This window comes from Microcoleus vaginatus FACHB-2002, assembly GCF_040004035.1.
GTDB classification, from domain to species: Bacteria; Cyanobacteriota; Cyanobacteriia; order Cyanobacteriales; family Microcoleaceae; genus Microcoleus; species Microcoleus vaginatus_C.
In genome coordinates, this window is record NZ_JAMPLN010000041.1 from 1 (window position 1) to 20,704 (window position 20,704).

Here is a 20,704-nt window from a genome sequence, read left to right on the forward strand (position 1 = left end):
ACAAACCGAAAATCACACCGATTTACGGTTCAATGATTATTAAAAGCTATAGTTGGGCAAGTTATAGTCAATAAAAAGTTATGTGTTGCCGAGCTTGAATTGCCCATCAAGTGCGATCGCAATTTTTCCTAACTTATTCAGTAAGCCCTAATTGTTTTTGAAGGACAAAAGAGAATATTAGTCGGCTACAATAATCGACTTTTACTCATATGTCAATTATATCGTCTTTGAGTTGGAGGGCGGGTTTATCAAAATTATTGAGGGGTGGTAAAATTCATGGGTGAACTCGCCCCTACAGATGCTACTTTTTGGCCCGATCCCTCCGCTACGCAGGGCGAAGATGCTGTTTGGCGAAGATGCTTTTTGGTCAATGCCCTATTTGGCCGATGCCCAATTCCCAATGCCCACAAAAAAGCCAGGGATGGATATCCCCAGCTCGAAACATACCACAATTAGTTTTGAGAGTTGGTAGGGCGATGTTTCAGAACCGACCCCACCCACTTTTACCCAAATTAAATCAGGGTAATGTCAGCAGCCGTAATGCCCGGTCTGCCATTCAGAATTGCCAGCGTAACTACTCCGTCAGCATTACCAACACCGTTAGAGTCATATCCTAGTCGTCCGGTTTCATTTTCATAAAAGACGAACGGATCTGACGGGGCCGCCCCGGCTGGACCAAAACTGCTGTTGTACCGCCCACTCTCAAGCGCCAAGAACGCCTGCGAAGAAAGTCGATTCGTATTTTGCACTCCCCTCAAGTTGGGGAAGCCGTCGGAGCCATTGATTTGGAAGATAAACTTGTCTTGGCCGATCGTAAAATCGCCGATTTGGTCTGGGTTAGTACCATCGGCGCCCTCGCCGAAGTTGTTGTAGTAGAAACTGTCATTACCCGATCCGCCAATCAGGGTGTCAGCACCAGGCCCGCCGCCGAGAGAGTCGTTACCGTCGCCGCCGATCAAATAGTCGTTCCCAAAGCCGCCCAGCATGGTGTCGTTTCCAGCACCTGCATTTAAGGTATCGTCCCCGGCTCCTCCATCGGCGTCGGTAGCATCGAATGAGTCGCCGAACAGGATGTCATCCCCGTTACCAGTAGTGATCACATCAGTGCCGTTGCCACCAATAATGAAGTTGCTGCCTAAGGTATCGCTAATCAAGTTTGGCGCTGTAATATCGTCAAAGCTGACGCCGCTAGCGTAGGAGATGAAGTCGTTACCCGCAACGTTGCCAATCACGCGATCGCGCGCGCTGCCAAATATGATGGTGTCACTTCCCTCACCACCGTTCATCAGGTTGGTGACGGTGAAGCTGCTGCCAGTAGTAGGATTGGTGTAGCCAATTAACAGATCGCCGCCGATCCCGCCTTCGAGAGTAATCAAAGCAGTACCAGTACCAGCAAAAATGGCCCTGGTAGCATTGATAGTATCGTTGCCATCTCCACCGGCTGCGTTAGTAAAGGTACCGCTCAGGCTGTCGTTGCCTTCGCCGCCGACCATTGTATCAGTCACAAAAGCTGCAACGATCGTGTCATTGCCTACTCCGCCGTCGAGCAAGTTGCGACCCGCGAAGCCTCCAAATGAACTCTGGGCGCCTCCGCTCAAAGTTAGATTCGATACCCTGGATGACTCGATGAAGTCGTCGCCTCCACCTCCCAAAGCGGTATCCTGCGTGGCAAAAACCGTGATCGTGTCGTTGCCGTCGCCGCCGTCTAACAAGTTTCTGCCGGCCTCAAACTCGCCGATACCGCCGGTGAGAGAATCGTTGCCGCCACCACCAATCAAGGTGGTTCTCTCAATTCCGATCGTAATGACGCTGCCCTGAGCAAACGGGCTGCTTTGCGTACTGTTGGTAATGAATAAGATGTCGTCGTCAAGATCGCCCGACAGGTAGCTGTTGCTGGCCACACCTCTTAGGGTGTCGTTGCCTCTACCGCCAAAGAGACTGTCTCTTACATTGATACCTACAACTAAGTCGTCGCCCAAATCACCGCGCAAGTAGTTGCTGCCTTCATTGCCAGCGAAGCCAATACCCAAACCACCGTCTAAAGAGAGGTTGTTGCCACCGCCTGCGATGAAGAAGCCGATCTTGTCATTGTCCTTACCACCGTAGAGGGAGTCTGCTCTCTGCGCCCCTCCCAGCATCGTATCTTCGCCCTGATTACCAAACATCAGGTTAGCTTCGACAGTACCTTGGAGGATGTCTTCTCCCTCGCCGCCGGCCAGGGTAGCGCGGGCTTCAGCGATTATGGTGTCATTGCCTGCGTCGCCAAACAGCAAAGCCGGAGTCCGCTGAGATCTGATTGAATCTTCGTCGTCGCCGCCGTATAGGGTATCGTTCGGGCCAACTGAAATCAGAGTATCGTTATCGCCTTGGCCAAATATTAAGCTGCCCCCCAGGGTGGAAGTTCTAATGAAATCCGCCCCCTCTCCGGCGAATACTGTATCCGGGCCTAGTCCCGGAAGGTTTAAATCTAGTTGATTAGGATTGTCATCTAACGTTGTCATAAAGCTTCACTCCTCTACTTGTTGGTCATCGCTGGTGCGACTACAGACACTGCCTAGAACACCGAATGTTTGGATTCCGCTGTAGTTTAACCTGTTTGCCAGCCGCAAGTCTAGCCTACTGGCGTTAACCCTGTCTAGACTTTCTCCCTCGCGGATTTTTTGCTTGTAAGCTTTTATTTTCAAAGTCTTCACCCTTTAATAATCCTGGTGCACTGTCTCATGTGCTCACGCTCCATAAGACGCGGCTCATATTCTTAATGTTCCATTCTGGATTAGCGCTCGGGGATCGCGTCCGGGGGAGGAAATTAAAGATTAAAAAAGGCAGATCTGGGTGATCGGGAAGACAAGGGAAATTGGGAGATTTGTTACTTGGTAACAAGGCTTTGTGGCAATTTCCGGTTTTCCAGGCAGGGCCATCATTTAATAATTCTGACCCGGATTGAATTTCGTACCGCTCCGGGCTTTAAAAGTCTACGCCACGCTTTAGTTCTACGCCCCGATCGCCGTAGTGTTTGTGACAGTATACCTCGGAGTGTACGCTTGCCAAGTCAAAGTAAGCGTGGGGTTTGTGGCAGCGCCCGGTGATAATAATTTCTGTATCCCGCGGCTTGCGTAGCAGGGCTTCGACGATCGGCTCTACCGGCAGCAGTTCTAAGTCTACTGTGGGATTGAGTTCGTCGAGAATAATCGTTTTGTACCAGCCGCTGGCGATCGCACATTTGGCGATTTCCCAACCGCGTTCTGCTTCTATGCAGTCTAGCTCTTGCTGTTGCCCCCGCCAAACTATAGCATCTCGGCCGCACCGCTGGTGGTCTACTAGCTGCGGGTAGCTTTGCCGCAAAGCTGCGATCGCCGCATCTTCTGTATAACCGGTGCCACCTTTGAGCCATTGCACGATTAACACCCGGTGAGATTGGTCTTGACTGATACCCCTACCTATTGCCTGCAAAGCTTTGCCCAAAGCGCTCGTAGACTTGCCTTTCCCCGCTCCCGTGTATATTTCGATACCGGAAATATGATGCTCTGCCGCTGCGGGATGATAGTGGGGCTTCATTTCTGAGTGTAAGTCGGCAATCTCCAGCAAAGCTTCGGGGGCCGCTCGGCCTGTGGCAATGACTTCTAAATATTCTGGTTTGTTTTTGAGGGTTTGGACTACTTCGTCAACTGGCAGCAAACCCAAGTCCAATACGGGGTTTAGTTCGTCTAGTACCACGACGGAATAGAGCTCGCTGGCGATGGCTCCTTTGGCGATATCCCAGCCTCGCTGAGCTTCTGCGCGATCGAAGCGGGTGATTGCTTCGGCCCCAAAATATTCGGCTCTGCCGGTACGCACTTGGTCGATCAAGTGCGGAAATGCCCGTTGCAAGGCTTCTATTGCCCCGTCTTCGTCGTAGGAGCGGCCGGGGCCTTTGAGAAAGCGCAGCAACAAGACTCGCGTGGGCGAGTCAGAATTGATACCCAGCCCGATCGACCGCAACACTACTCCCAAAGCTGCTTGAGACTTGCCTTTACCAGCGCCGTCGTAGACGTGAATCTGACCCGCGGCCCGTTCCGACCGGGATGAGGCTGTCCGAATACCAATGCCATTCCTTACCATAATCAGCAGTTGTTTGAGTCTGTATCGGGGTGGGTATTCGATCGCGCGCCTTGAATGTTTAATTTTTCCATTCTGTTGGCGGATCTCAACAGATTATACGATAAGTTCTAACACCCAATCTTTTAAGCAGCGATTTAACGCAATCAGGTGTTCAAATCTCCGGTTAAGATTATTCCGTTTGTGCTGTACAATTAAAATTTAACACGGACTGATATACCTAAAGGCTTATGATTGCGAGTGTTTTCCCATTTCGGACTGTTTTGGTGCAAATTTTAATTATGTTTTTGGCGATCGCGATCGAATCGTGGTTTTTGCAAAAACTACTTAAACTCGGCCCCAAAACCAGCATTGAATATACAGCCATCCTCAATCTATCTTGCACTTGCGTAGGCTGGTTAGTTTTCTTCGGCATTGAAAGCGTTCTTAGCAAAGAATTGCGGGAACAGCTTATCGGTTATATTTTATTAGGACGTGGGGATAATGTTTACGCTCCAATAACTATGATAGCACTCTCAGTATTAGCAGTAACTTTTCTAGCTAAATGGCAGGGATTAGAATTCATAGAAAACATGGTTACCGGCAATAAAAAAGCTTCCAAGCCTCAGTTTTTAGGGCCACCCACCCTCACCCGCCGTCCTCCCAAAAAAACTTTTCAAGTAACTACCCAGTTTGGGGGAATTTTAATCGCCCACACTGTTAGCAATGTCGTTATTTTAACCGTGTTGTTTTTGCAAAGCGTGTATTGAAATTTATGATGAAGCAATTTTTTGATGCCACTCAGGAACTCATAAAGCTGAGGAAAAACCTTTGGGAAACCAATAAAAAATTCCAACAGGCGATGATTCCGCCTAGAGTTGTCCACTGGAAGACGCCTTTACTGCTCAGCATCTTTTTAGCTTTGCTGACAGTGGCGGCAGTCACTGACTGGCGGACGAGAACTCTGCTTTTTGATATGAGCTGGTTATTATTTACACTTTCAATGGGTTTGCTGACCAGCCAGAAACCTTTTGTGATTAAAGGAGTAAGTCTGAGTCCGTGGGTGACAAGCATCTTAATTGGCTTGTGGTTACTGATAAGATTGCCGTCGGATAGGAAGGAAATAGCATGGATATCCGGCCCACTTATAGCAGTAGTAGTTCTTGCTATCATACAGATTTGGAAGAGCGAGTCAAAACGGGAAGGTATCAGGTCGTTGGTGCGCCCTCAGTTTTTGATGATTACTCTAGTTCACGTGCTGTTTTCCTGTTGGTTTGCTTTTCACTTTTTAATTCAAGGTTGGATAGAACAGTATCCGAGCGTTTTATCGCAGGATTTAAGGCAAAGCGATTATGTGGTGACATTTCAACGGCCAACTATTAATCGATCCCGAGGAGTTGTCATCCTCAATGAAATGGAGCGATACCTGCGAAATGAAGCCCGCACTAAACCGTGGGCGCAGGTAGAGCAAATGTTAATAGATATTGACAACGAGCGATTTTTTCTGAAGAATCAAGCCTTACAAACAATTGGGGTAGTCGCAGAAGATGCGAGGTGGGATGTCAAAACTGCGATCGTCCAAGGAGAGTCCCGCTATCAGTTAGATATGCAGGCAACTTGGCTGGGAGTGGTTTTTAGACCGGAAATATATTCGTTTACCAAATCTTGCGAGGTGTTCCAGATAGCCAATAGGGCGACTGTAACCTGCGATGCCATCAAACGCTCTCAACCCGGACAGAAAAAAGATGGAACGGCGGGGGACAGTCAAGTTTGATTCTGTCTCTGTTAACTAATTGCGATCGGTATAGCGGGAGAGTGGGAGAGTCTGAGAGTCTGAGATGGAAAAAATCTTCCCTCTTCCTTCTTCCTTCTTCCTTCTTCCTTACACTAAAGTATGGCGAAAGTTTCCAGCGGGTTAATAACTAGATGAATTTGAGAAGAATCTTGACAGTCGCGACCAATGTATTTTGGGAAGTAATTCGCGATCGCATCCTTTACTTAATTATTATTTTTGCTCTGTTGATGGGCGCATCGGTACGGTTGATACCGGAATTGGCGGCGACAACCGAAAAGAAAATCATCTTAGATATCGGTTTGGCTGCTATGAGCCTCCTCGGTCTAATTGCCACAGTCTTTGTGGCTACCGGACTGGTCAACAAAGAAATTGAAAAGCGGACTGTTTATCTGTTAGTTGCTAAGCCGATAAGTCGGGCTGAGTTAATTGTGGGCAAGCACTTAGGGCTGTCGGCGGTGCTGGCGGTGCTTGTAGCAGCAATGACTGTTATCTATCTGGCTATTCTGAGTTTGAGCCGCATTCCTTTCCCTTTGGAAAGCATTTTAATCGCTTCGTTGTTTGTCTGGTTTGAGCTGTGTCTCATGGCTGGTGTCGGGATTTTATTTGGGGTTTTTAGCAGTTCGCTGCTGGCAACTTTACTGACATTTGGCGTTTATTTAATGGGACATTCGACGCGGGATTTAGTGGCTTTGGGTAAGTTAACTAAAAATCCTGGCCTTGAACAATTGATGATGGGACTTTATCTGGTTTTGCCTGATTTAGCCAGATTCAATTTGAGAAACGATGCTGTTTACGGACAAGTTCCTTACTTGGCAGGTTTGATTACAGATGCTGGCTACGGTTTGCTGTATGTGGTGCTGCTGCTGTCAATTGCGATCGCCATATTTTCCCGTAGGGAATTTTAAAAGGCACCTGCCCTACTTTCAAAAGTTTGAGTATATCTATCAAATTATCACGCTAAAATATCAAGGAGGTGATCGCTCAGAAATCTCGACTAAAACTCAAACTTTTAATTGATCCCGAATAAGCTGGTCTGTATTTAAATACTACCTTTGGGCGGGCTTTTCTGCCCTCCCCACAAGATCGGGACTTACGCATCGTGACCCAGAAACCGGGTTTATTACCGAATTTGCGGTCTACAACGCGTCTTTTCGTAAAAAAATCCGGTTTCTAAATAATCGTGCGTAAGTCCTAAAGATGTTGGAGAGAAATCACCCTGTAAATTAGATTACGATAGCTTAGCAGTAATAAAAATTGAAATTATGTTAGTGGAAAAACTCGAACCATTAAAAGATATTTTCGCACAGATGGAACGGGCTTTGATTGCCTACTCCGGCGGAATTGACAGCACTTTGGTGGCAAAAATCGCTTTTGATGTGTTGGGCGATCGCGCTTTGGCAGTTACTGCTGTTTCCCCGTCTTTACTGCCCGAAGATTTAGAAGATGCACGGATTCAAGCTGCAGAAATAGGGATTGCTCACGAGGAAGTAGAAACTCAGGAAATGGCCAATCCAAATTACACTTCTAACCCGGTTAACCGCTGCTATTTCTGCAAAAGCGAACTGCACGATACTTTGAAACCCTTAGCACTAGCAAAGGGTTATCCTTATGTGGTGGATGGGGTGAATGGTGACGATTTAAAGGATTACCGTCCCGGAATTCAGGCTGCGAAGGAACGCGGCGCGCGATCGCCTTTAGCAGAAGTAGGCATGACTAAATTGGAAGTGCGGCAGTTGGCCAAAGAATTGGGTTTGCCTTGGTGGGACAAACCGGCTCAACCTTGTTTGAGTTCGCGCTTTCCATACGGCGAAGAAATCACCATTGGAAAATTGCAAAGAGTGGGGCGCGCCGAACGGTATTTGCGACAGTTGGGACTGAAAAATTTGCGAGTGCGATCGGACGGAGATACGGCGCGCATTGAGTTACCCGCAGAGGAGATTCAGGAGTTTGTGCTAAATACGGATTTGCCTGCATTGGTGGCGGTGTTTCAGGAGTTTGGTTTTGTGTACGCGACTTTGGATTTGGAGGGGTTTCGCAGCGGCAAATTAAATCAGGTTTTGCAGCCGCAGTTGTTGGAGGCAAAAGGTTGATTAATTTTCCCGAATACAAAAAATTTCTCATGATTGATGTAGTTTGGAACATGGACAAAGGGGAACAATGTCAATCGAACCTTTAGCTTTGATTTAGCAACTTATACCTTTCAAGGCTCGAATTGTTAGGATTACAGGATTTACGCAAAAGTAACGTATTTCTGTTGCCCAGCGAACTCAGTGAAGCAATCTCAAAGTGGCGTTGCTTAATCAGGGTATGAAAAAAATAACTTTAAAATCCAAAAGCTTTGTGGCTACTGGTTTCTCTGACGGGCATATTTAACGTTTCATACCGTAAATCAGCAACGCCTAGGATGTTTGCCGTAGATTTGGGATGTGCCATGTAATAGCAAATCCGGTTTTAATACCCCCTTTATTTCTTAGTCCCCCTTAGTGCGGACTTCGTTTGACTCTATGCAGCGGTTTCAACCGCCGATTCATAAAGAGGGTGGCTAACTTTCAACGCCCGAGTCTTATCAAGGAGTAGTTGGTTGAATTTGCTGCGGCTGCATTTGCTGCAGCTGATTCTGCTGCTGAAGTTGCTGCTCCTCGATCTGAATTCGCCGATTCTCAAGATCTATTTGCCGCTGTCTGTCTTCAAGCTGCAGTCTTCTGTCTTCAAGTTGCAGCAGTCTGTCTTCAGCTTGCCGCTGTCTTTCTTCACGTTGTAGCTCTCTTTCAAACAGTCTGTCTTCACGTTGCTCTTGTCTGTCTTGACGTTGTTCGCGAAGCTGTCTAATCTGATTTCGCCGCTCGAAATCCCCTCCCAAAAATAAGTTTTCAAAAGCGTTGATGGTTGTTTGAAACCCAGTAAAAACACCGCTAACAGCGCTGATCCCAGTTGCAACTCCTGCGATCGGCTGCACGAATCTGTTGATATTGTCTGCTACCCTAGCATAGCCCGATCGCGCTACCAGAATCACATCGTCGTTGCGGAGAGTGGGGTTATTATTAGGATTCAACGCTTGAGCAAAATCCACCTCGATCGTGCGGCGAGAAACAGTACCGTTGGGGTTCAATCGCAATAGTTCTACCTTGTCTTTTTTCGCCCGCAATTGATTGAAACTGCCGGCAGTGAGTAAAGCTTGGTGCAGGGATGTACTAGGCCGCACCTGCAAAGCCCCAGGTCTAATTACTTCTCCTACAATATTGATGCTAATCGCGTTCGGAGAAAAACTGCTATTTGCGACTTGAGAAACTTCAGCTAAGTCTACAGTTGCTGCTGTCGGGATAATTACGCTATCTCCTTCTTGCAGCAAAATATCTTGAGTTGTGTCGCCTTTTTGCAGCAAATCCCACAGATTTACCATGATAGTTTGTTCGTTGCCACCTCTGACTCGGCGGCGGATTTGCACGCGGCGAATGTCAGCTTCTGTAGTGATACCACCAGCAATTTTCAGTGCTCTAGTTATTGTTGGTAAGCCCACAACTGCTCCTTGCTGTTGGTCGATAGATACAAAACTCAACTCTGTTTGTTGGTTGCTCGATCGCACATCCGAAGCAAATACAGTATAAGGCCCCGGCCGGTTCACTTCCCCGACAATTACCACGCCAATTGGTTTAGTAATATCAGCGGAAAAATTAGCACTGGCTCTTTGACGAACTTCTTGAGTATTCAGGGCCCTTGCTGTCGGTACAAAAATTGTATCTCCATCTCGAATGGTGACATCTTGACGCAAATTTCCCGTGTCTAAAAAATCCTGCAAATCAACAGTAGTAACTTGCTCCGGGCCGCCTCTGCGGGGACGACGAATTTGGACATTTCGCATATCTCCTGCTGATGTCACCCCTTGTGCAAGTTGCAGCATTTCCATCAAAGTCGGGAATTTTACTCCTCCTCCTTCTCTAGTGGGATTAATCTTGTAGGAACCCGGGCGAGTAACTTCACCCGCAAGACCTATATTTAGGGGGCGAGCGACGATCACAGTCACGGTAACAACCGGAACATTGATGAAGGGTTCGTATCGCTGGGTAATCACATTAGCGGCTTGTTGCAGCGTCAACCCTTGAATTGAGACGCTGCGAATGATTGGCAAATTGAGTGTCCCGTCAACTAACACTTGATATTCCTTGCTGAATTCAGGGACGCCGAAGATATCTAAAGCAATGCGATCGCCCGGGCCTAAAGTATAAGCTGCTTCTGGTGTCAGCGAACCAGAATTGCCGATCGGCGGCAAACTCGAACCCGGAGGTGGCGGCGGTACTCTCGGTTGGTTTGGGTTCCTAGCAGGTGCAGGATTTCTGACGGCAGGTAACTGAGCTCTACTGGGCAGCGAACTCAATAGCACCAGGAGTGCTGACAAACTAAGACTTGTAGCGGTTTGAATGGTATGTTTCATCTTTCTTCCCTGGTTGCCGCCTGCCAATGAACAAGAGCAATTTAGCTAGTTGATTTTAGTTTATTTTCCCTGCTGTCCAGTGTAGCCTCGCTTCGCTGCAAAATCCACAGGTGGAAGCATAAAAATTGTGCGATCGCACTTAACTATTTTGCCCCTTGTTTGTAAAGAAAGTGTAAAGCCCGCCAACTGTTCTCAGGATTAGGCTCTCGTTTGAGCAAAATTCTTCATACATAACTCGCGATACAAATCAACCCGCCACAGAAAGGAGATAGGAAAAAACCCCCGGATTTGAGGTAAAATGTTAAATAATTCTCTCTGCAGGACAAAGACAAGTGTCACTAAAATTGGATAAAGTAATTCCCTGGGGGCGCTGCTTGGATGAATACATAGGAATGTTTAGCTTGACATCAAGTGACCTCAAGCTAGCAATTCTGGATTGTGCGGGCGGCCCGGCGAGTTTCAATGCCGAAATGACTCGCCAAGGTAAAAAGGTAATTTCTTGCGATCCAGTTTATCAGTTTACTGCGGTGGAAATTGGCGATCGCATCCAAGAAACATATCAAACTGTGATTGACGGTGTTAAAGCCAATTTAGACGGCTACCTGTGGAATAATTTTGAATCGCCCTACCAGCTAGGCGAAGTGCGAATGAAGGCGATGCAGGAATTTTTAGAAGATTTTCCATCAGGCTTGCAGCAAGGCCGCTACCTGAATGCTGAGCTGCCAGTTTTGCCTTTCGAGAACGATCAATTCGATTTAGCTTTGTGCAGCCATTTTTTATTTGCTTATTCTCACCTGCTTTCGGAAGAATTTCATCTGGAAGCTATTACAGAAATGTGTCGGGTTGCAAAGGAAGTCCGGGTATTCCCTCTATTGCAGAGTTTTAGCGGGGAGGAATCCGATCACTTAAACCCGATCGTCGCCGAATTGAAAAAGAGAAATTTTAGTGTAGAAATTCAAGAGGCTCCTTATGAGTTTCAAAAAGGTGGGAATAAGATGCTGCGAATTAGGAAAAAAAGCTCCGCAGAAAGGTAAGTATAACTTATTCTTCTGGTAGGGAAACCAAATAACAGCCATTAATTCGCCAACTATTATCAAACTGTTTTTCCATGAGATAAATGGCTCGGATTGGGATGCCTTCCGAGTCCAGCAACAGCACCGGCTGAGCGGGAATTCCTTCTACAGTGGCGAGGTTTTCAAATAATACCGAGCGCGGACGGTAGACAGCTTCATAAGCAATTTTTACCATGTGCATAAAGTTTTCGGCTGTGCGAAACTGCTGCTGAATTCCGGGACTGGCGAAGGCAAAAGCCCCAGCAGCATCGTCTTTTTGAAATGCTTGTAATTGCTGTTCTACGACTGAGCGAATGGTAGTGCGATCGCGATCGGTAATTTGCATAATTTTGAGCGGAACAGGCAATTTAGGTGGGACGTTGTTGTCGTCCGTAGTAAATCTGTAAAATCAGGACTTCATCGTTTAAGATAGCGTAATGCAGAACAAAACCAACTTTCCCTGCATGTCACAATTAGTTTCCGCATACCAGGGGTTTGTTCAACAAGCGCACCTCTTTGCGGGTATGTCTGCAAACTTTCTCCCACCTCTACAATCTTTTGAATTGCTTTAACAGCAAGATTGGGGTCAGTTTCAGCAAGGAATTGGCGATGCCGCTCAAGTGCTGTTAGGGCTGGGCGCGTCCAAATTACTGAGGGCATGGCAATTCGCGATCGCTCCCTAGACTATCTGCCCATTGCTTAACCCGATCGTGTCCAATGCCCGTCTTGTTTGTCTGGTAATCTTGCAAGGCTGCCAGACTATTGGCGATCATTTGTTCTTCGCTGAGGGGTTGAAACTCGTTTGCTGTGTCAATTTCGCCCCACTGATATCCCTCCGTTTCCTCCGCAATTTCTGCGATTAAGCGTTCAAAGTCGCTGAGATTACCGTTGGACTGATTCAGCCATGAAAGCACGATCGCCTTAACCGAATCGCTGGGCATGGCTTGAATTTGGGCGTGGAGTTGCTTTATAGATTGAGCCATTGGACAATAGAGAGTGACTGATTTAATTTTAGCGCAGTGTCAAATAGTTGTGGAACTATAACGCACAGTTTCAGCATATTTTTGATAATTTTTAAATCCATGTTAGAGTGGATGCTTGAAAAAACTGCCGCACGGATAGAGGGACGAGCTTTTTTCTCAGACACTACGTTTTCTTTAGTAATTCTAATCAAAAACCGCAGAGCTTCATTCACTGCTTCTGAATCGGGAAACATCTCTGCAACATCCGGTTATAAACGAATATTTACACCACCAAAGGTCTTTCGTTCAGATCCTACCATTCTTACACGCAACTGCCTCAAATCATATTCCGATCGCAGTTCATCGTTCATCCCTGTTTTAATCTTATTCATCAACTTCAATATCTTTGATATACAGCATATTCCATGTATATGTGATACACATAATCTTCTCGTCAGTAAGGTGCGTCGCCCTCAAAAATCTGCAAGTTATATCTAAGATATCGCAGCGATGCACCCTACGGATTAACTTGTTTTCATCCCACTCGAGTTTCATAAAGATCCTAAATCAGCATCTTTGATATAATATTACATCAAGAAGCCAAACTCAAACCAACTCATGCCACAAACAGTCTGGATCGCACGACACGGAAACCGCATCGACTTCGTTAACCCCGACTGGTTTCTTACAGCAGAACGCCCCTATGACCCCCACCTTTCCGAAGACGGTCACGTTCAAGCTAAACAACTCGCCAATCGCCTCAAAGGAGAAGGAATTTCTCATATTTTTGCTTCCCCTTTTCTGCGAACTGTCCAAACAGCAAATCACGCGGCAGAAGCTCTCGATTTGTCAATTAAACTAGAGTGGGGACTGTGCGAATGGCTGAATCCGGAATGGATGCCAGAAATGCCAGAAACTGAGTCCGTCGAAGCTTTGTGCAGGCGTTTTCCCAGGATTGATGCTTCCTACAAAGGCGGTATTGCTAATTATCCCGAAACTGGGGAAGCTTGTCTCAAAAGGGCGGGGGAAACTGCTAAACGCCTCGCGGCTGAGTTTCCCGAAGATATGTTATTAGTAGGTCACGGCGCGTCGGTTTTAGGAACTGCGATCGGGCTGGCGGGCGGTGCGGAAACGGAAATTAATGCTTCTTTGTGCTGTTTGGTGAAAGTGGTGCGGGGTGAGGGAGAATGGTCGATCGCACTTAATGGCGATACTTCTCACCTGACTGACTCTGAAACCGTGATCCGGTTTAATTAAAGTTGAGATTCGTGCCAAAAATCGCATTTTATGCTATGTGTGTAAGGTGCGCCGAGGTGCACCCTACGTTAATCTGATTAGTCCGAATCGGGGTGTTATTGTTTAATCTCGATCGCACATTTTAAATCGAAAATCTTAAATCGGTATGGCTGGACACAGTAAGTGGGCGAATATTAAACGCCAAAAAGCTAGAGTTGATGCCGTTAAAGGCAAGGTTTTTGCTCGAATATCTCGCGAAATTATTGTCGCGGCCCGCAGCGGAGTTCCCGATCCTGCTGGCAATTTTCAACTGCGGACGGCTATTGAAAAAGCCAAGGCGGCGGATATTCCTAATGAAAACATAGAAAGGGCGATCGCCAAAGGTGCTGGCTTGGCCGGGGGAAGTTCGGATTTAGAAGCTATTCGCTACGAAGGTTACGGCGTTGGCGGAGTTGCTATTCTGATTGAAGCGCTGACAGACAATCGCAACCGCACCGCGGCTGACTTGCGAGAAGCTTTTACTAAAAATGGCGGAAACCTGGGCGAAACTGGTTGTGTGGGCTGGATGTTTGACAACAAAGGAGTTTGTACGGTACGCGGGCCGATTGATGAGGAACAATTGTTTGAAGCGTCGCTAGAGGCGGGTGCGGAATCTTATGATTTGATATTAATTGATGAGGATACTGAAGGTGCAGAGGTATTTACAAGTGTCGCTCATTTGGAACAACTGGCTGATGTTTTGAAACAAAAAAAATTTGCTGTTGTGCAGTCGGAAAATCGCTGGATTCCGAGCAATACAGTGGAAATAGACACTCCTGAAAAAGCTCGCTCGCTCCTTAAGTTAATGGATGCACTGGAAGATTTGGACGACGTGCAAAGTGTGACGGCTAATTTTGAAATGACAGATGAATTGATGTCTTTGAGTATGGTATAACGCTCTAAATCACCAGATTTTTGCCATCCGCAAGACAAATCCCGGTAACTCTGGATCGCCGCTGACTGTTTCAGGATTATCTAAGATTTCAGGTTCGCGATCGGGACGGTAGATGTAGGCTTTTCTGTTTTGGCGATCGAGCAAAAAGCCGAGTGATACACCGTTCTCAATATATTCTTGCATCTTGTTTTGCAATCCCTTGAGAGTGTCACTAGCAGACCGCAATTCAATCACAAAGTCTGGACAAATCGGTGCGAATGAGGCTTTTTGTTCTTCAGTTAAGGCATTCCAGCGCTCTAGTTTAATCCATGAGGCATCGGGGGAGCGGGTTGCTCCATTCGGCAAGGTAAAGCCTGCACTGGAGTCAAACGTTTCACCTGTGCCATCTTGTTCTGCCCAGTCCCCTAATTGTAGGGCAATCTTACCGTTTCGATTCCCTGTATCTGAAAAGGCGGGTGACATAATGATAACTTCGCCACTGGCTGTACGCTCAATTCTCAAATCGCGATTAACTAGACAGAATTCATAAAACTGTTCAACAGTCATTGATTGGAGCGCAGGGAAATTGACCGTCAGTGGGACGCTTTCGGTTTGAATTAGCAGCGTCGTCATGGTTTTTCCTCAGTTGGTGCAGGGGTGATAGAATAGCTTGAGCTTACACTATTTTAGCTTTGCGATCGAAAGTCTTAGTCGATCGGGGATTCGGAGGCTTGTATCCGTTTTTGGGCTGAGTTAATAATCTTTTTTCCCAGTCAGCAAATAAGTAACCATGTATCCCTTGCCCTTAACTTGAATAGCGCCGCGCTTCTGAAAAGTGTATTTATCCTTTAATAATTCGTAGGTTTCGGCGGTGACTTGAATGCAGCCGGTAATCCCGTGGGATTCCATGCGCGAAGCAATATTTACTGTGTCGCCCCAGAGGTCGTAAATAAACTTTTTTAAGCCGATAACGCCGGCAACGACAGGGCCACTGCTAATCCCGATCCGAATGCTGAAAGGTTCCGAATGTTCTAAACTCAGGAGCCTAATTTCATGCAGCATATCGATCGCCATGTTCGCAACCGCCTCGGCGTGATCCTCTCTGGCCGTAGGCAAACCGCCGACAACCATGTAAGCGTCACCAATAGTCTTAATTTTCTCCAAACCGTGGCGATCGGCCAAGTGGTCAAAAGCCGAAAAAATATCGTTGAGCACTTCCACCACTGCCGTCGCTGAAATTCTCGACGAAAGCTCTGTAAACCCCACAATGTCGGCAAACATCACAGTTACTTCCGCAAAACTTTCGGCGATATTGTGTTCATTGTCCTTCAAACGCAGGGCGATCGCAGCCGGTAAAACGTTCAGCAGCAGTTGCTCGGATTTAGCTTGTTCGAGTTCCAACTGTAGGTAAGCAGCCTGCAACTGTTCGGCTTGGCGAATTCTTTCTCCGGCTAGCTTTTCTATTTGGGCCGTGCGGCTCAAAGATGTCAGCATATATGTCACCGGAATCAGAGTCCACAGCATCCCCATCGTCAGAGTTCCCCAAGAGCGCCAGTGTTTGCGAAGCCTGCGAATTTCCGGCGTTGCCGACACGTACATAGACCACTGGCGGCCGCTAATTTTCAGCCGCCTTCTGCAAGCTGTATAGTTCGGGCCTGGATTGTCAAGAATCGGGCAGTTTTGCATCAGGGATGGTGCCGCAGCGGCTGATGCTGGAAGCACTTGTTGGCTCGCCGATTGGAACTGCACCGCAAATTGCTGAATTTGCCTCTCAGTAGGGAGATTTTTGAGAAGCGGGTTGGCCCTTTGGGGTAACAGTGGCGCTGCTTCTTGCTTGTCTGGAGCCTCGCTAACGAGATAAATATTGAGGTAGTCGGTATTGCGTCCTTTTAAAGACGTTTGGAAAATATCTTTGCCTCGAAATACGCCCAGAACAAATCCTTGTAGCAGTTGGCGACGGGATTCCAGGGTAGTCGGGTTACTGCTGTTTTCGTAAATGGGAACTATGGCCAAAAGACCTAGTTCCGGGGAATTGCCCTGAGTTAAGCCGATGTAGTTGGTGACAATCATTTCTCCTGTATCGCGCCCTCGATGGAGCGCGGCGCGGATTTCTGGGTGGGAGGCGAGGTCAAAGCCTAATACTGTCTCGTTTCCGGCTGGTGGTTCGACGTAGAAAGCCGGGAAGTATTCGGAACGCTGGAGGGCCTTGCGGAGTTCTCCTCGCGGGCCGCGCTCTGTAATCTCGAAGCTGGGCTCTGTTTCGGTTCTAGCTTTGGTTTCGTAGTTGCGCCGTTCGGAATTGGGGACGCGGGGGGCCCAAGCCAGGAGTTGCAGGCTGGGGTGGACGGATAGGGGACGGGCGACAAACCTAGCAAAAGAGGAACGCTCGACGGCGCTGAAGGCTTTCATGTAGTCGCTGAGGGCGAGAACAGTATCTAAGTCGGAGTTGAGCTGGCGTTCGATGCCGATCGAAATATCGTCAATGCGGCGGTGCATTTCGTAGTCGCGGCGCTTGTCTTCCCAGTCCCAAACCAAGGCGAATGTCAAAACCGACAGCCCGACACCCAAAGCCAGCGTCAACCCGGCTGGAATGTAGCGAGACCAGGATAAAGGTAGTTTTTTCAGCATAATTGCCTAGCGAATAAGGGCAGCAGATTAGCACACCGCTGAGTGCGATTTTTTCCGGCCTCTGAGTGCGGTTAATTCAAAACCCTGATAACTCAAGCACCGACGGCAATTGGGAATTAAAAGTTAGATATTTAAACTTTTAGATTAATGGACGATCGCTCAGCAGGGGATTTCAATCCAGAATTCCGCTCCCTGTCCGGGCGCTGAGATGCACCGCAGGCTTCCCTTATGTTTTTCTACCACAATCTGATGGCTGATGGATAATCCTAAGCCAGTGCCAGCCCCTACGGGCTTGGTGGTGAAGAACGGGTCAAATAGTCGCTTGCGAACGTCTTCGCTCATTCCCGGGCCACTGTCGGCGATGCAAATTACAATGCGATCGCAATCACTGACCTGGTTTTTACTGTGGCTTTTCAGGTCAGCTTTTTTCATGAGGGTGCGAATCACGATCGTCCGAGGTTCCGGTTGGTTTTCTAGAGCGTCGATCGCATTGCTGATAATATTTAGAAATACCTGGTTTAACTGCCCCGCACAACAGTATATTTTCGATGTTTTTCCGTATTCTTTAATAACTTCAATCCCGCTTTTTATACTTGCCTGATGCAACCTGTGCTGCAAAATTAACAGTGTACTGTCAATTCCTTCATGAACGTCTACCAACTTCATTTCTGATTCATCCAATCGCGAAAAGTTCCGCAGCGACAACACAATATTACTGATTCTTTCTACTCCTACTCTCATGGAATTTAGCATTTTTGGCAAGTCTTCCTTCAGAAAATCTAACTCTAAGTCCTTAACTTTTTCAGCAATCTGAGGCACTGGGGACGGGTAGCATTCCTGGTAGAGACTTAACAGTTCAATTAAATCGTGAAAATAGTTGTATGTATGAGAAATATTGCCGTTAATAAAAGTTGCTGGATTGTTGATTTCGTGGGCAATCCCAGCCACCATCTGACCGAGACTCGACATTTTTTCGGATTGAACTAATTGGATTTGAGCGTTTTGTAGCTTTTCGTAGGCTTCTTGCAATTGGGCGGCTTGTTTTCTTAATTGAGATTCGGAAGCTTGGAGTGCGGCGGCGGAAATTTTGCGATTGGTTATATTTTCAATCATCCCTAAGTTGTAAATAGGTTGTCCTTCGCCGTCTCGAATCAAAGTAGCTGTCACATTTACCCAAACAATTTTACCTGTAGCGGTAATCTGGCGGAGTTCGATTTGATAGTGAGTAATTTCTCCCCGTTTAAGAGAATCAGCAACTTGGACATTTTTTGGAGAATCTTCGGGATGCCCAAGTTCAATAAATGTTGTGGCGAGCAATTCTGCTGCGGTATATCCCAGCATTTCACAGTAAGTTTTATTGACTCGTACTAACTTGTTATCATCTAAATTAGCTAAGTAGATAGCGATGGGTGCATCTTCAAAAATTGTGCGAAATAGTTCTTCGCTGGCACGGACTTTAGCTGCTAGTGAAAGCCTATCGGTGATGTCTTCAAACGTAGACAAAATGCCGACAACATTGCCGGAATTGTCGTGTAAAGGTATTTTATTTGTATCCAGACAGCACTGGGTGCCGTCGGCTTGCATTTTGGATTCTATGATGTGATATTCTGGGGTGTTGGTTGCCATGATGCGGCTGTCGCAGGCTCGAAAAAATTCTGTCTCTTCCGGCTTCCAGGGCATATCGAAGTCGGTGAGACCGGCGATTTCACTGGGGTGATTGAAACCTGCGACTTTGGCAAAGTTTTTGTTGCCTCCCAAGTAAACTAAATCTCGATCTTTCCAGGCGATTAACTGAGGAATGTTATTGATTACCAACCACAGCATTTTTTGTGAGGTTTCCAAGGCTTCCGTGCGTTCTTGGACGCGCTTTTCTAGTTCTTGATTGGCTTGTTGCAGGGCGATTTTTGACTCGCTGAGGGCGATTTCTGCTAGCTTGCGATCGCTGATGTCGATTGTCACCCCTTCCCACAGTATATCGCCCCCAGGCTGCAGTTCGGGGCGGGCGATGCCGCGAATCCATTTCAGTTTTCCCGATCGGGTTACAATCCGCCCTTCATATATCCAAGGTTTTAAAGTTTCGCCGGAAATTGCGACTGATTCTAACATGGGTTTTAGGTCTTCTGGATGCACCATTGACCACATTAAACCGGAGTTTTCTTGAATTTGTTCTGGCTCTAATTCGTAGAGTTCCCAACAGCCTGAACTGGCATAAATGAATTCATCGGAACCGTCGGGATGCAGCAAGTATTGATAAATCATTCCCGGCACGTTGGCGGCCATTTTTTGGAATCTGGCTTCGCTTTGCCGCAATGCTGATTCTGCAAGTTTGCGATCGCTAATGTCAATCAACAAGCCGTCCCAAATAATGTTATCTTTTTCGCCCTGTTCTGGTCGCGAAGCCCCGCTAATCCACTTAATCCGATCGCCCGGAAAAACAAATCTGCCTTCCCACCGCCAAGGCTCTAAAGTTTTAGCTGAGATAGCAACAGATTCCTGGAAGCTTGGCGCATCGTCTGGATGAATCATTTCGATCGCGGGAATAGCTGAGTTTTGGAGTACCTCTGGTTCTAATTCCCAGAGCTCGCGACAGCCGGAACTGACGTAGGGAAATGACACAGTGCCGTCTGCTGCTAACTGAAATTGATAAATCATTCCCGGAACGTTGGCGGCTAGTTTTTGAAACCTCGCTTCGCTTTGCCGTAATGCTGTTTCTGCTTCTACGCGATCGGTAATATCGTAAAATGCTGATAAAATTGCGGCTTCGCCATTAAAATTAATCGCTCGCATCGACATTTTTACCCAAAACAAACTGCCATTTGCTTTTTTGAGGCAGATTTCTTCGCTGTCGCTAAAGCCGTTTTGTTTGACTAATTCTATCAATTGACGGCGGTCATTGATATTGGCATAAAGTTCAATTTTTTTGCGTCCGACAAGTTGTTCGTAACTCACACCTAAACTTTCTCCGAGGGCCGGATTTGCATACAAAATTACGCTGTCTTCTAGGCGCGTAATTGACATGGGAACGGGAGTCACAGTGGTGATCGCCCGCAATCTTTCTTCGCTTTCTTCCTTGGCTGTTTCCGCTGCTACTCTTTTGGTAATATCGTTCTGAACTCCGATAAAATGAGTTAATTTTCCCTCATTGTCTAGGATGGGGGAAACCATTAATTCGTTCCAAAAAGGAGTTTTGTCTTTGCGATAATTTTTGAGAACTACCTGAATTTCCGTTCCCGCTTCCAAGCTGCGGCGGAGTTTATTTAATTCGGCCTGATCGGTATCGGGGCCCTGCAAAAATCGGCAGTTGCGTCCAATAACTTCTTCGGCACTGTAACCGGTCAGTTTCTCAAAAGCAGGATTGCAGTAGATAATAGGTATGTCAGGCTTGCGAGCATCCGCGATGAGGATGCTGTTGCTCGACGCTGCGATCGCCCGTTCTAGGAGAGACAGGTTGAAAGAGTCTGTTGTCATCTGTGGCAATATCCAAATTCCCAGGGAGCGGACAGAACAATAAAAAATTATAAATAGCTTGAGCCATTCTTATTGTATAATTTTATTTTTAATTTAGCCTTGTTAACAAAGTCAGCAGCCCAAAAAAGCCCGCGAGGGAGACGAGTA

Annotated in this window: 17 protein-coding genes; 7 read left to right on the top strand and 10 right to left on the bottom strand. The window is 47.0% G+C overall.

Going from position 1 to position 20,704, the window contains the following annotated elements; genetic code table 11:
• Positions 1 to 512: 512 nt before the first annotated feature.
• The 3 genes from NDI35_RS24975 to NDI35_RS24985 all read right to left on the bottom strand — a co-directional run bounded on the left by NDI35_RS24975 (position 513) and on the right by NDI35_RS24985 (position 4,098).
• The gene (locus NDI35_RS24975; protein WP_445315068.1) at positions 513 to 2,501 is read right to left on the bottom strand and encodes a calcium-binding protein; all 1,989 of its coding nucleotides are present in this window, start codon (positions 2,499 to 2,501) and stop codon (positions 513 to 515) included.
• Between the two features lie 6 nt (positions 2,502 to 2,507).
• Entirely contained in the window at positions 2,508 to 2,693 is a 186-nt protein-coding gene (locus tag NDI35_RS24980) for a hypothetical protein (RefSeq protein ID WP_333086295.1), read from the bottom strand.
• 271 nt (positions 2,694 to 2,964) lie between these two features.
• The gene (locus NDI35_RS24985; RefSeq protein ID WP_333039380.1) at positions 2,965 to 4,098 is read right to left on the bottom strand and encodes a cob(I)yrinic acid a,c-diamide adenosyltransferase; all 1,134 of its coding nucleotides are present in this window, start codon (positions 4,096 to 4,098) and stop codon (positions 2,965 to 2,967) included.
• 227 nt (positions 4,099 to 4,325) lie between these two features.
• Here NDI35_RS24985 and fraC point away from each other — a divergent pair, with 227 nt between their 5' ends.
• The 4 genes from fraC to larE all read left to right on the top strand — a co-directional run bounded on the left by fraC (position 4,326) and on the right by larE (position 7,959).
• Positions 4,326 to 4,844 (top strand): filament integrity protein FraC, encoded by a 519-nt coding sequence (gene fraC / locus NDI35_RS24990; protein WP_445315069.1) that lies wholly within the window; start codon positions 4,326 to 4,328, stop codon positions 4,842 to 4,844.
• Between the two features lie 5 nt (positions 4,845 to 4,849).
• Positions 4,850 to 5,848: a DUF5357 family protein gene (locus tag NDI35_RS24995; RefSeq protein ID WP_445315070.1), complete on the top strand. Its 999-nt coding sequence runs from the start codon at positions 4,850 to 4,852 to the stop codon at positions 5,846 to 5,848.
• Positions 5,849 to 6,000: 152 nt separating this feature from the next.
• Entirely contained in the window at positions 6,001 to 6,774 is a 774-nt protein-coding gene (locus tag NDI35_RS25000) for an ABC transporter permease (RefSeq protein ID WP_445315071.1), read from the top strand.
• Between the two features lie 357 nt (positions 6,775 to 7,131).
• Positions 7,132 to 7,959: an ATP-dependent sacrificial sulfur transferase LarE gene (larE, locus tag NDI35_RS25005; protein ID WP_445315072.1), complete on the top strand. Its 828-nt coding sequence runs from the start codon at positions 7,132 to 7,134 to the stop codon at positions 7,957 to 7,959.
• Between the two features lie 476 nt (positions 7,960 to 8,435).
• On the opposite strand, the gene NDI35_RS25010 is transcribed toward larE, so the two are convergent.
• Positions 8,436 to 10,298, bottom strand: a complete 1,863-nt coding sequence (locus NDI35_RS25010; protein ID WP_445315073.1) for a polysaccharide biosynthesis/export family protein — start codon at positions 10,296 to 10,298, stop codon at positions 8,436 to 8,438.
• A gap of 332 nt (positions 10,299 to 10,630) precedes the next feature.
• Between NDI35_RS25010 and NDI35_RS25015 the strand changes: the two genes are divergently transcribed.
• Positions 10,631 to 11,332: a class I SAM-dependent methyltransferase gene (locus tag NDI35_RS25015; protein WP_445315074.1), complete on the top strand. Its 702-nt coding sequence runs from the start codon at positions 10,631 to 10,633 to the stop codon at positions 11,330 to 11,332.
• Between the two features lie 7 nt (positions 11,333 to 11,339).
• On the opposite strand, the gene NDI35_RS25020 is transcribed toward NDI35_RS25015, so the two are convergent.
• The 3 genes from NDI35_RS25020 to NDI35_RS25030 all read right to left on the bottom strand — a co-directional run bounded on the left by NDI35_RS25020 (position 11,340) and on the right by NDI35_RS25030 (position 12,333).
• Positions 11,340 to 11,696, bottom strand: a complete 357-nt coding sequence (locus tag NDI35_RS25020; protein WP_445315075.1) for a DUF4864 domain-containing protein — start codon at positions 11,694 to 11,696, stop codon at positions 11,340 to 11,342.
• A gap of 71 nt (positions 11,697 to 11,767) precedes the next feature.
• Positions 11,768 to 12,010: a type II toxin-antitoxin system RelE/ParE family toxin gene (locus tag NDI35_RS25025; protein ID WP_445315076.1), complete on the bottom strand. Its 243-nt coding sequence runs from the start codon at positions 12,008 to 12,010 to the stop codon at positions 11,768 to 11,770.
• Entirely contained in the window at positions 11,998 to 12,333 is a 336-nt protein-coding gene (locus NDI35_RS25030) for a hypothetical protein (RefSeq protein ID WP_445315077.1), read from the bottom strand. The genes NDI35_RS25025 and NDI35_RS25030 overlap by 13 nt, the downstream gene beginning before the upstream one ends.
• A gap of 597 nt (positions 12,334 to 12,930) precedes the next feature.
• Between NDI35_RS25030 and NDI35_RS25035 the strand changes: the two genes are divergently transcribed.
• Positions 12,931 to 13,569 carry a histidine phosphatase family protein gene (locus tag NDI35_RS25035; RefSeq protein WP_445315078.1) on the top strand — a complete coding sequence of 213 codons (639 nt, stop codon included), beginning with the start codon at positions 12,931 to 12,933 and terminating at the stop codon, positions 13,567 to 13,569.
• A gap of 145 nt (positions 13,570 to 13,714) precedes the next feature.
• The gene (locus NDI35_RS25040) at positions 13,715 to 14,482 is read left to right on the top strand and encodes a YebC/PmpR family DNA-binding transcriptional regulator (RefSeq protein ID WP_445315079.1); all 768 of its coding nucleotides are present in this window, start codon (positions 13,715 to 13,717) and stop codon (positions 14,480 to 14,482) included.
• A 9-nt stretch (positions 14,483 to 14,491) separates the two neighbouring features.
• On the opposite strand, the gene NDI35_RS25045 is transcribed toward NDI35_RS25040, so the two are convergent.
• From NDI35_RS25045 to NDI35_RS25055, 3 genes are all read right to left on the bottom strand, one after another.
• Positions 14,492 to 15,094, bottom strand: a complete 603-nt coding sequence (locus tag NDI35_RS25045; RefSeq protein WP_445315080.1) for a Uma2 family endonuclease — start codon at positions 15,092 to 15,094, stop codon at positions 14,492 to 14,494.
• A 120-nt stretch (positions 15,095 to 15,214) separates the two neighbouring features.
• Entirely contained in the window at positions 15,215 to 17,089 is a 1,875-nt protein-coding gene (locus tag NDI35_RS25050) for an adenylate/guanylate cyclase domain-containing protein (protein WP_445315081.1), read from the bottom strand.
• A 159-nt stretch (positions 17,090 to 17,248) separates the two neighbouring features.
• Positions 17,249 to 20,557 carry a PAS domain-containing sensor histidine kinase gene (locus NDI35_RS25055; RefSeq protein ID WP_445315082.1) on the bottom strand — a complete coding sequence of 1,103 codons (3,309 nt, stop codon included), beginning with the start codon at positions 20,555 to 20,557 and terminating at the stop codon, positions 17,249 to 17,251.
• Between the last annotated feature and the right edge of the window lie 147 nt (positions 20,558 to 20,704).

Excerpts from the sequence above, each read along its gene's own strand:
- NDI35_RS25025 (WP_445315076.1), bottom strand. The coding sequence starts at position 12,010 with ATGCCCTCAGTAATTTGGACGCGCCCAGCCCTAACAGCACTTGAGCGG.
- NDI35_RS25050 (WP_445315081.1), bottom strand. The coding sequence starts at position 17,089 with ATGCTGAAAAAACTACCTTTATCCTGGTCTCGCTACATTCCAGCCGGG.
- NDI35_RS25055 (WP_445315082.1), bottom strand. The coding sequence starts at position 20,557 with ATGACAACAGACTCTTTCAACCTGTCTCTCCTAGAACGGGCGATCGCA.
- NDI35_RS25035 (WP_445315078.1), top strand. The coding sequence starts at position 12,931 with ATGCCACAAACAGTCTGGATCGCACGACACGGAAACCGCATCGACTTC.
- fraC (WP_445315069.1), top strand. The coding sequence starts at position 4,326 with ATGATTGCGAGTGTTTTCCCATTTCGGACTGTTTTGGTGCAAATTTTA.
- NDI35_RS25000 (WP_445315071.1), top strand. The coding sequence starts at position 6,001 with ATGAATTTGAGAAGAATCTTGACAGTCGCGACCAATGTATTTTGGGAA.
- NDI35_RS25010 (WP_445315073.1), bottom strand. The coding sequence starts at position 10,298 with ATGAAACATACCATTCAAACCGCTACAAGTCTTAGTTTGTCAGCACTC.
- NDI35_RS24985 (WP_333039380.1), bottom strand. The coding sequence starts at position 4,098 with ATGGTAAGGAATGGCATTGGTATTCGGACAGCCTCATCCCGGTCGGAA.
- NDI35_RS25045 (WP_445315080.1), bottom strand. The coding sequence starts at position 15,094 with ATGACGACGCTGCTAATTCAAACCGAAAGCGTCCCACTGACGGTCAAT.
- NDI35_RS24975 (WP_445315068.1), bottom strand. The coding sequence starts at position 2,501 with ATGACAACGTTAGATGACAATCCTAATCAACTAGATTTAAACCTTCCG.
- larE (WP_445315072.1), top strand. The coding sequence starts at position 7,132 with ATGTTAGTGGAAAAACTCGAACCATTAAAAGATATTTTCGCACAGATG.
- NDI35_RS25030 (WP_445315077.1), bottom strand. The coding sequence starts at position 12,333 with ATGGCTCAATCTATAAAGCAACTCCACGCCCAAATTCAAGCCATGCCC.
- NDI35_RS24995 (WP_445315070.1), top strand. The coding sequence starts at position 4,850 with ATGATGAAGCAATTTTTTGATGCCACTCAGGAACTCATAAAGCTGAGG.
- NDI35_RS25020 (WP_445315075.1), bottom strand. The coding sequence starts at position 11,696 with ATGCAAATTACCGATCGCGATCGCACTACCATTCGCTCAGTCGTAGAA.
- NDI35_RS25040 (WP_445315079.1), top strand. The coding sequence starts at position 13,715 with ATGGCTGGACACAGTAAGTGGGCGAATATTAAACGCCAAAAAGCTAGA.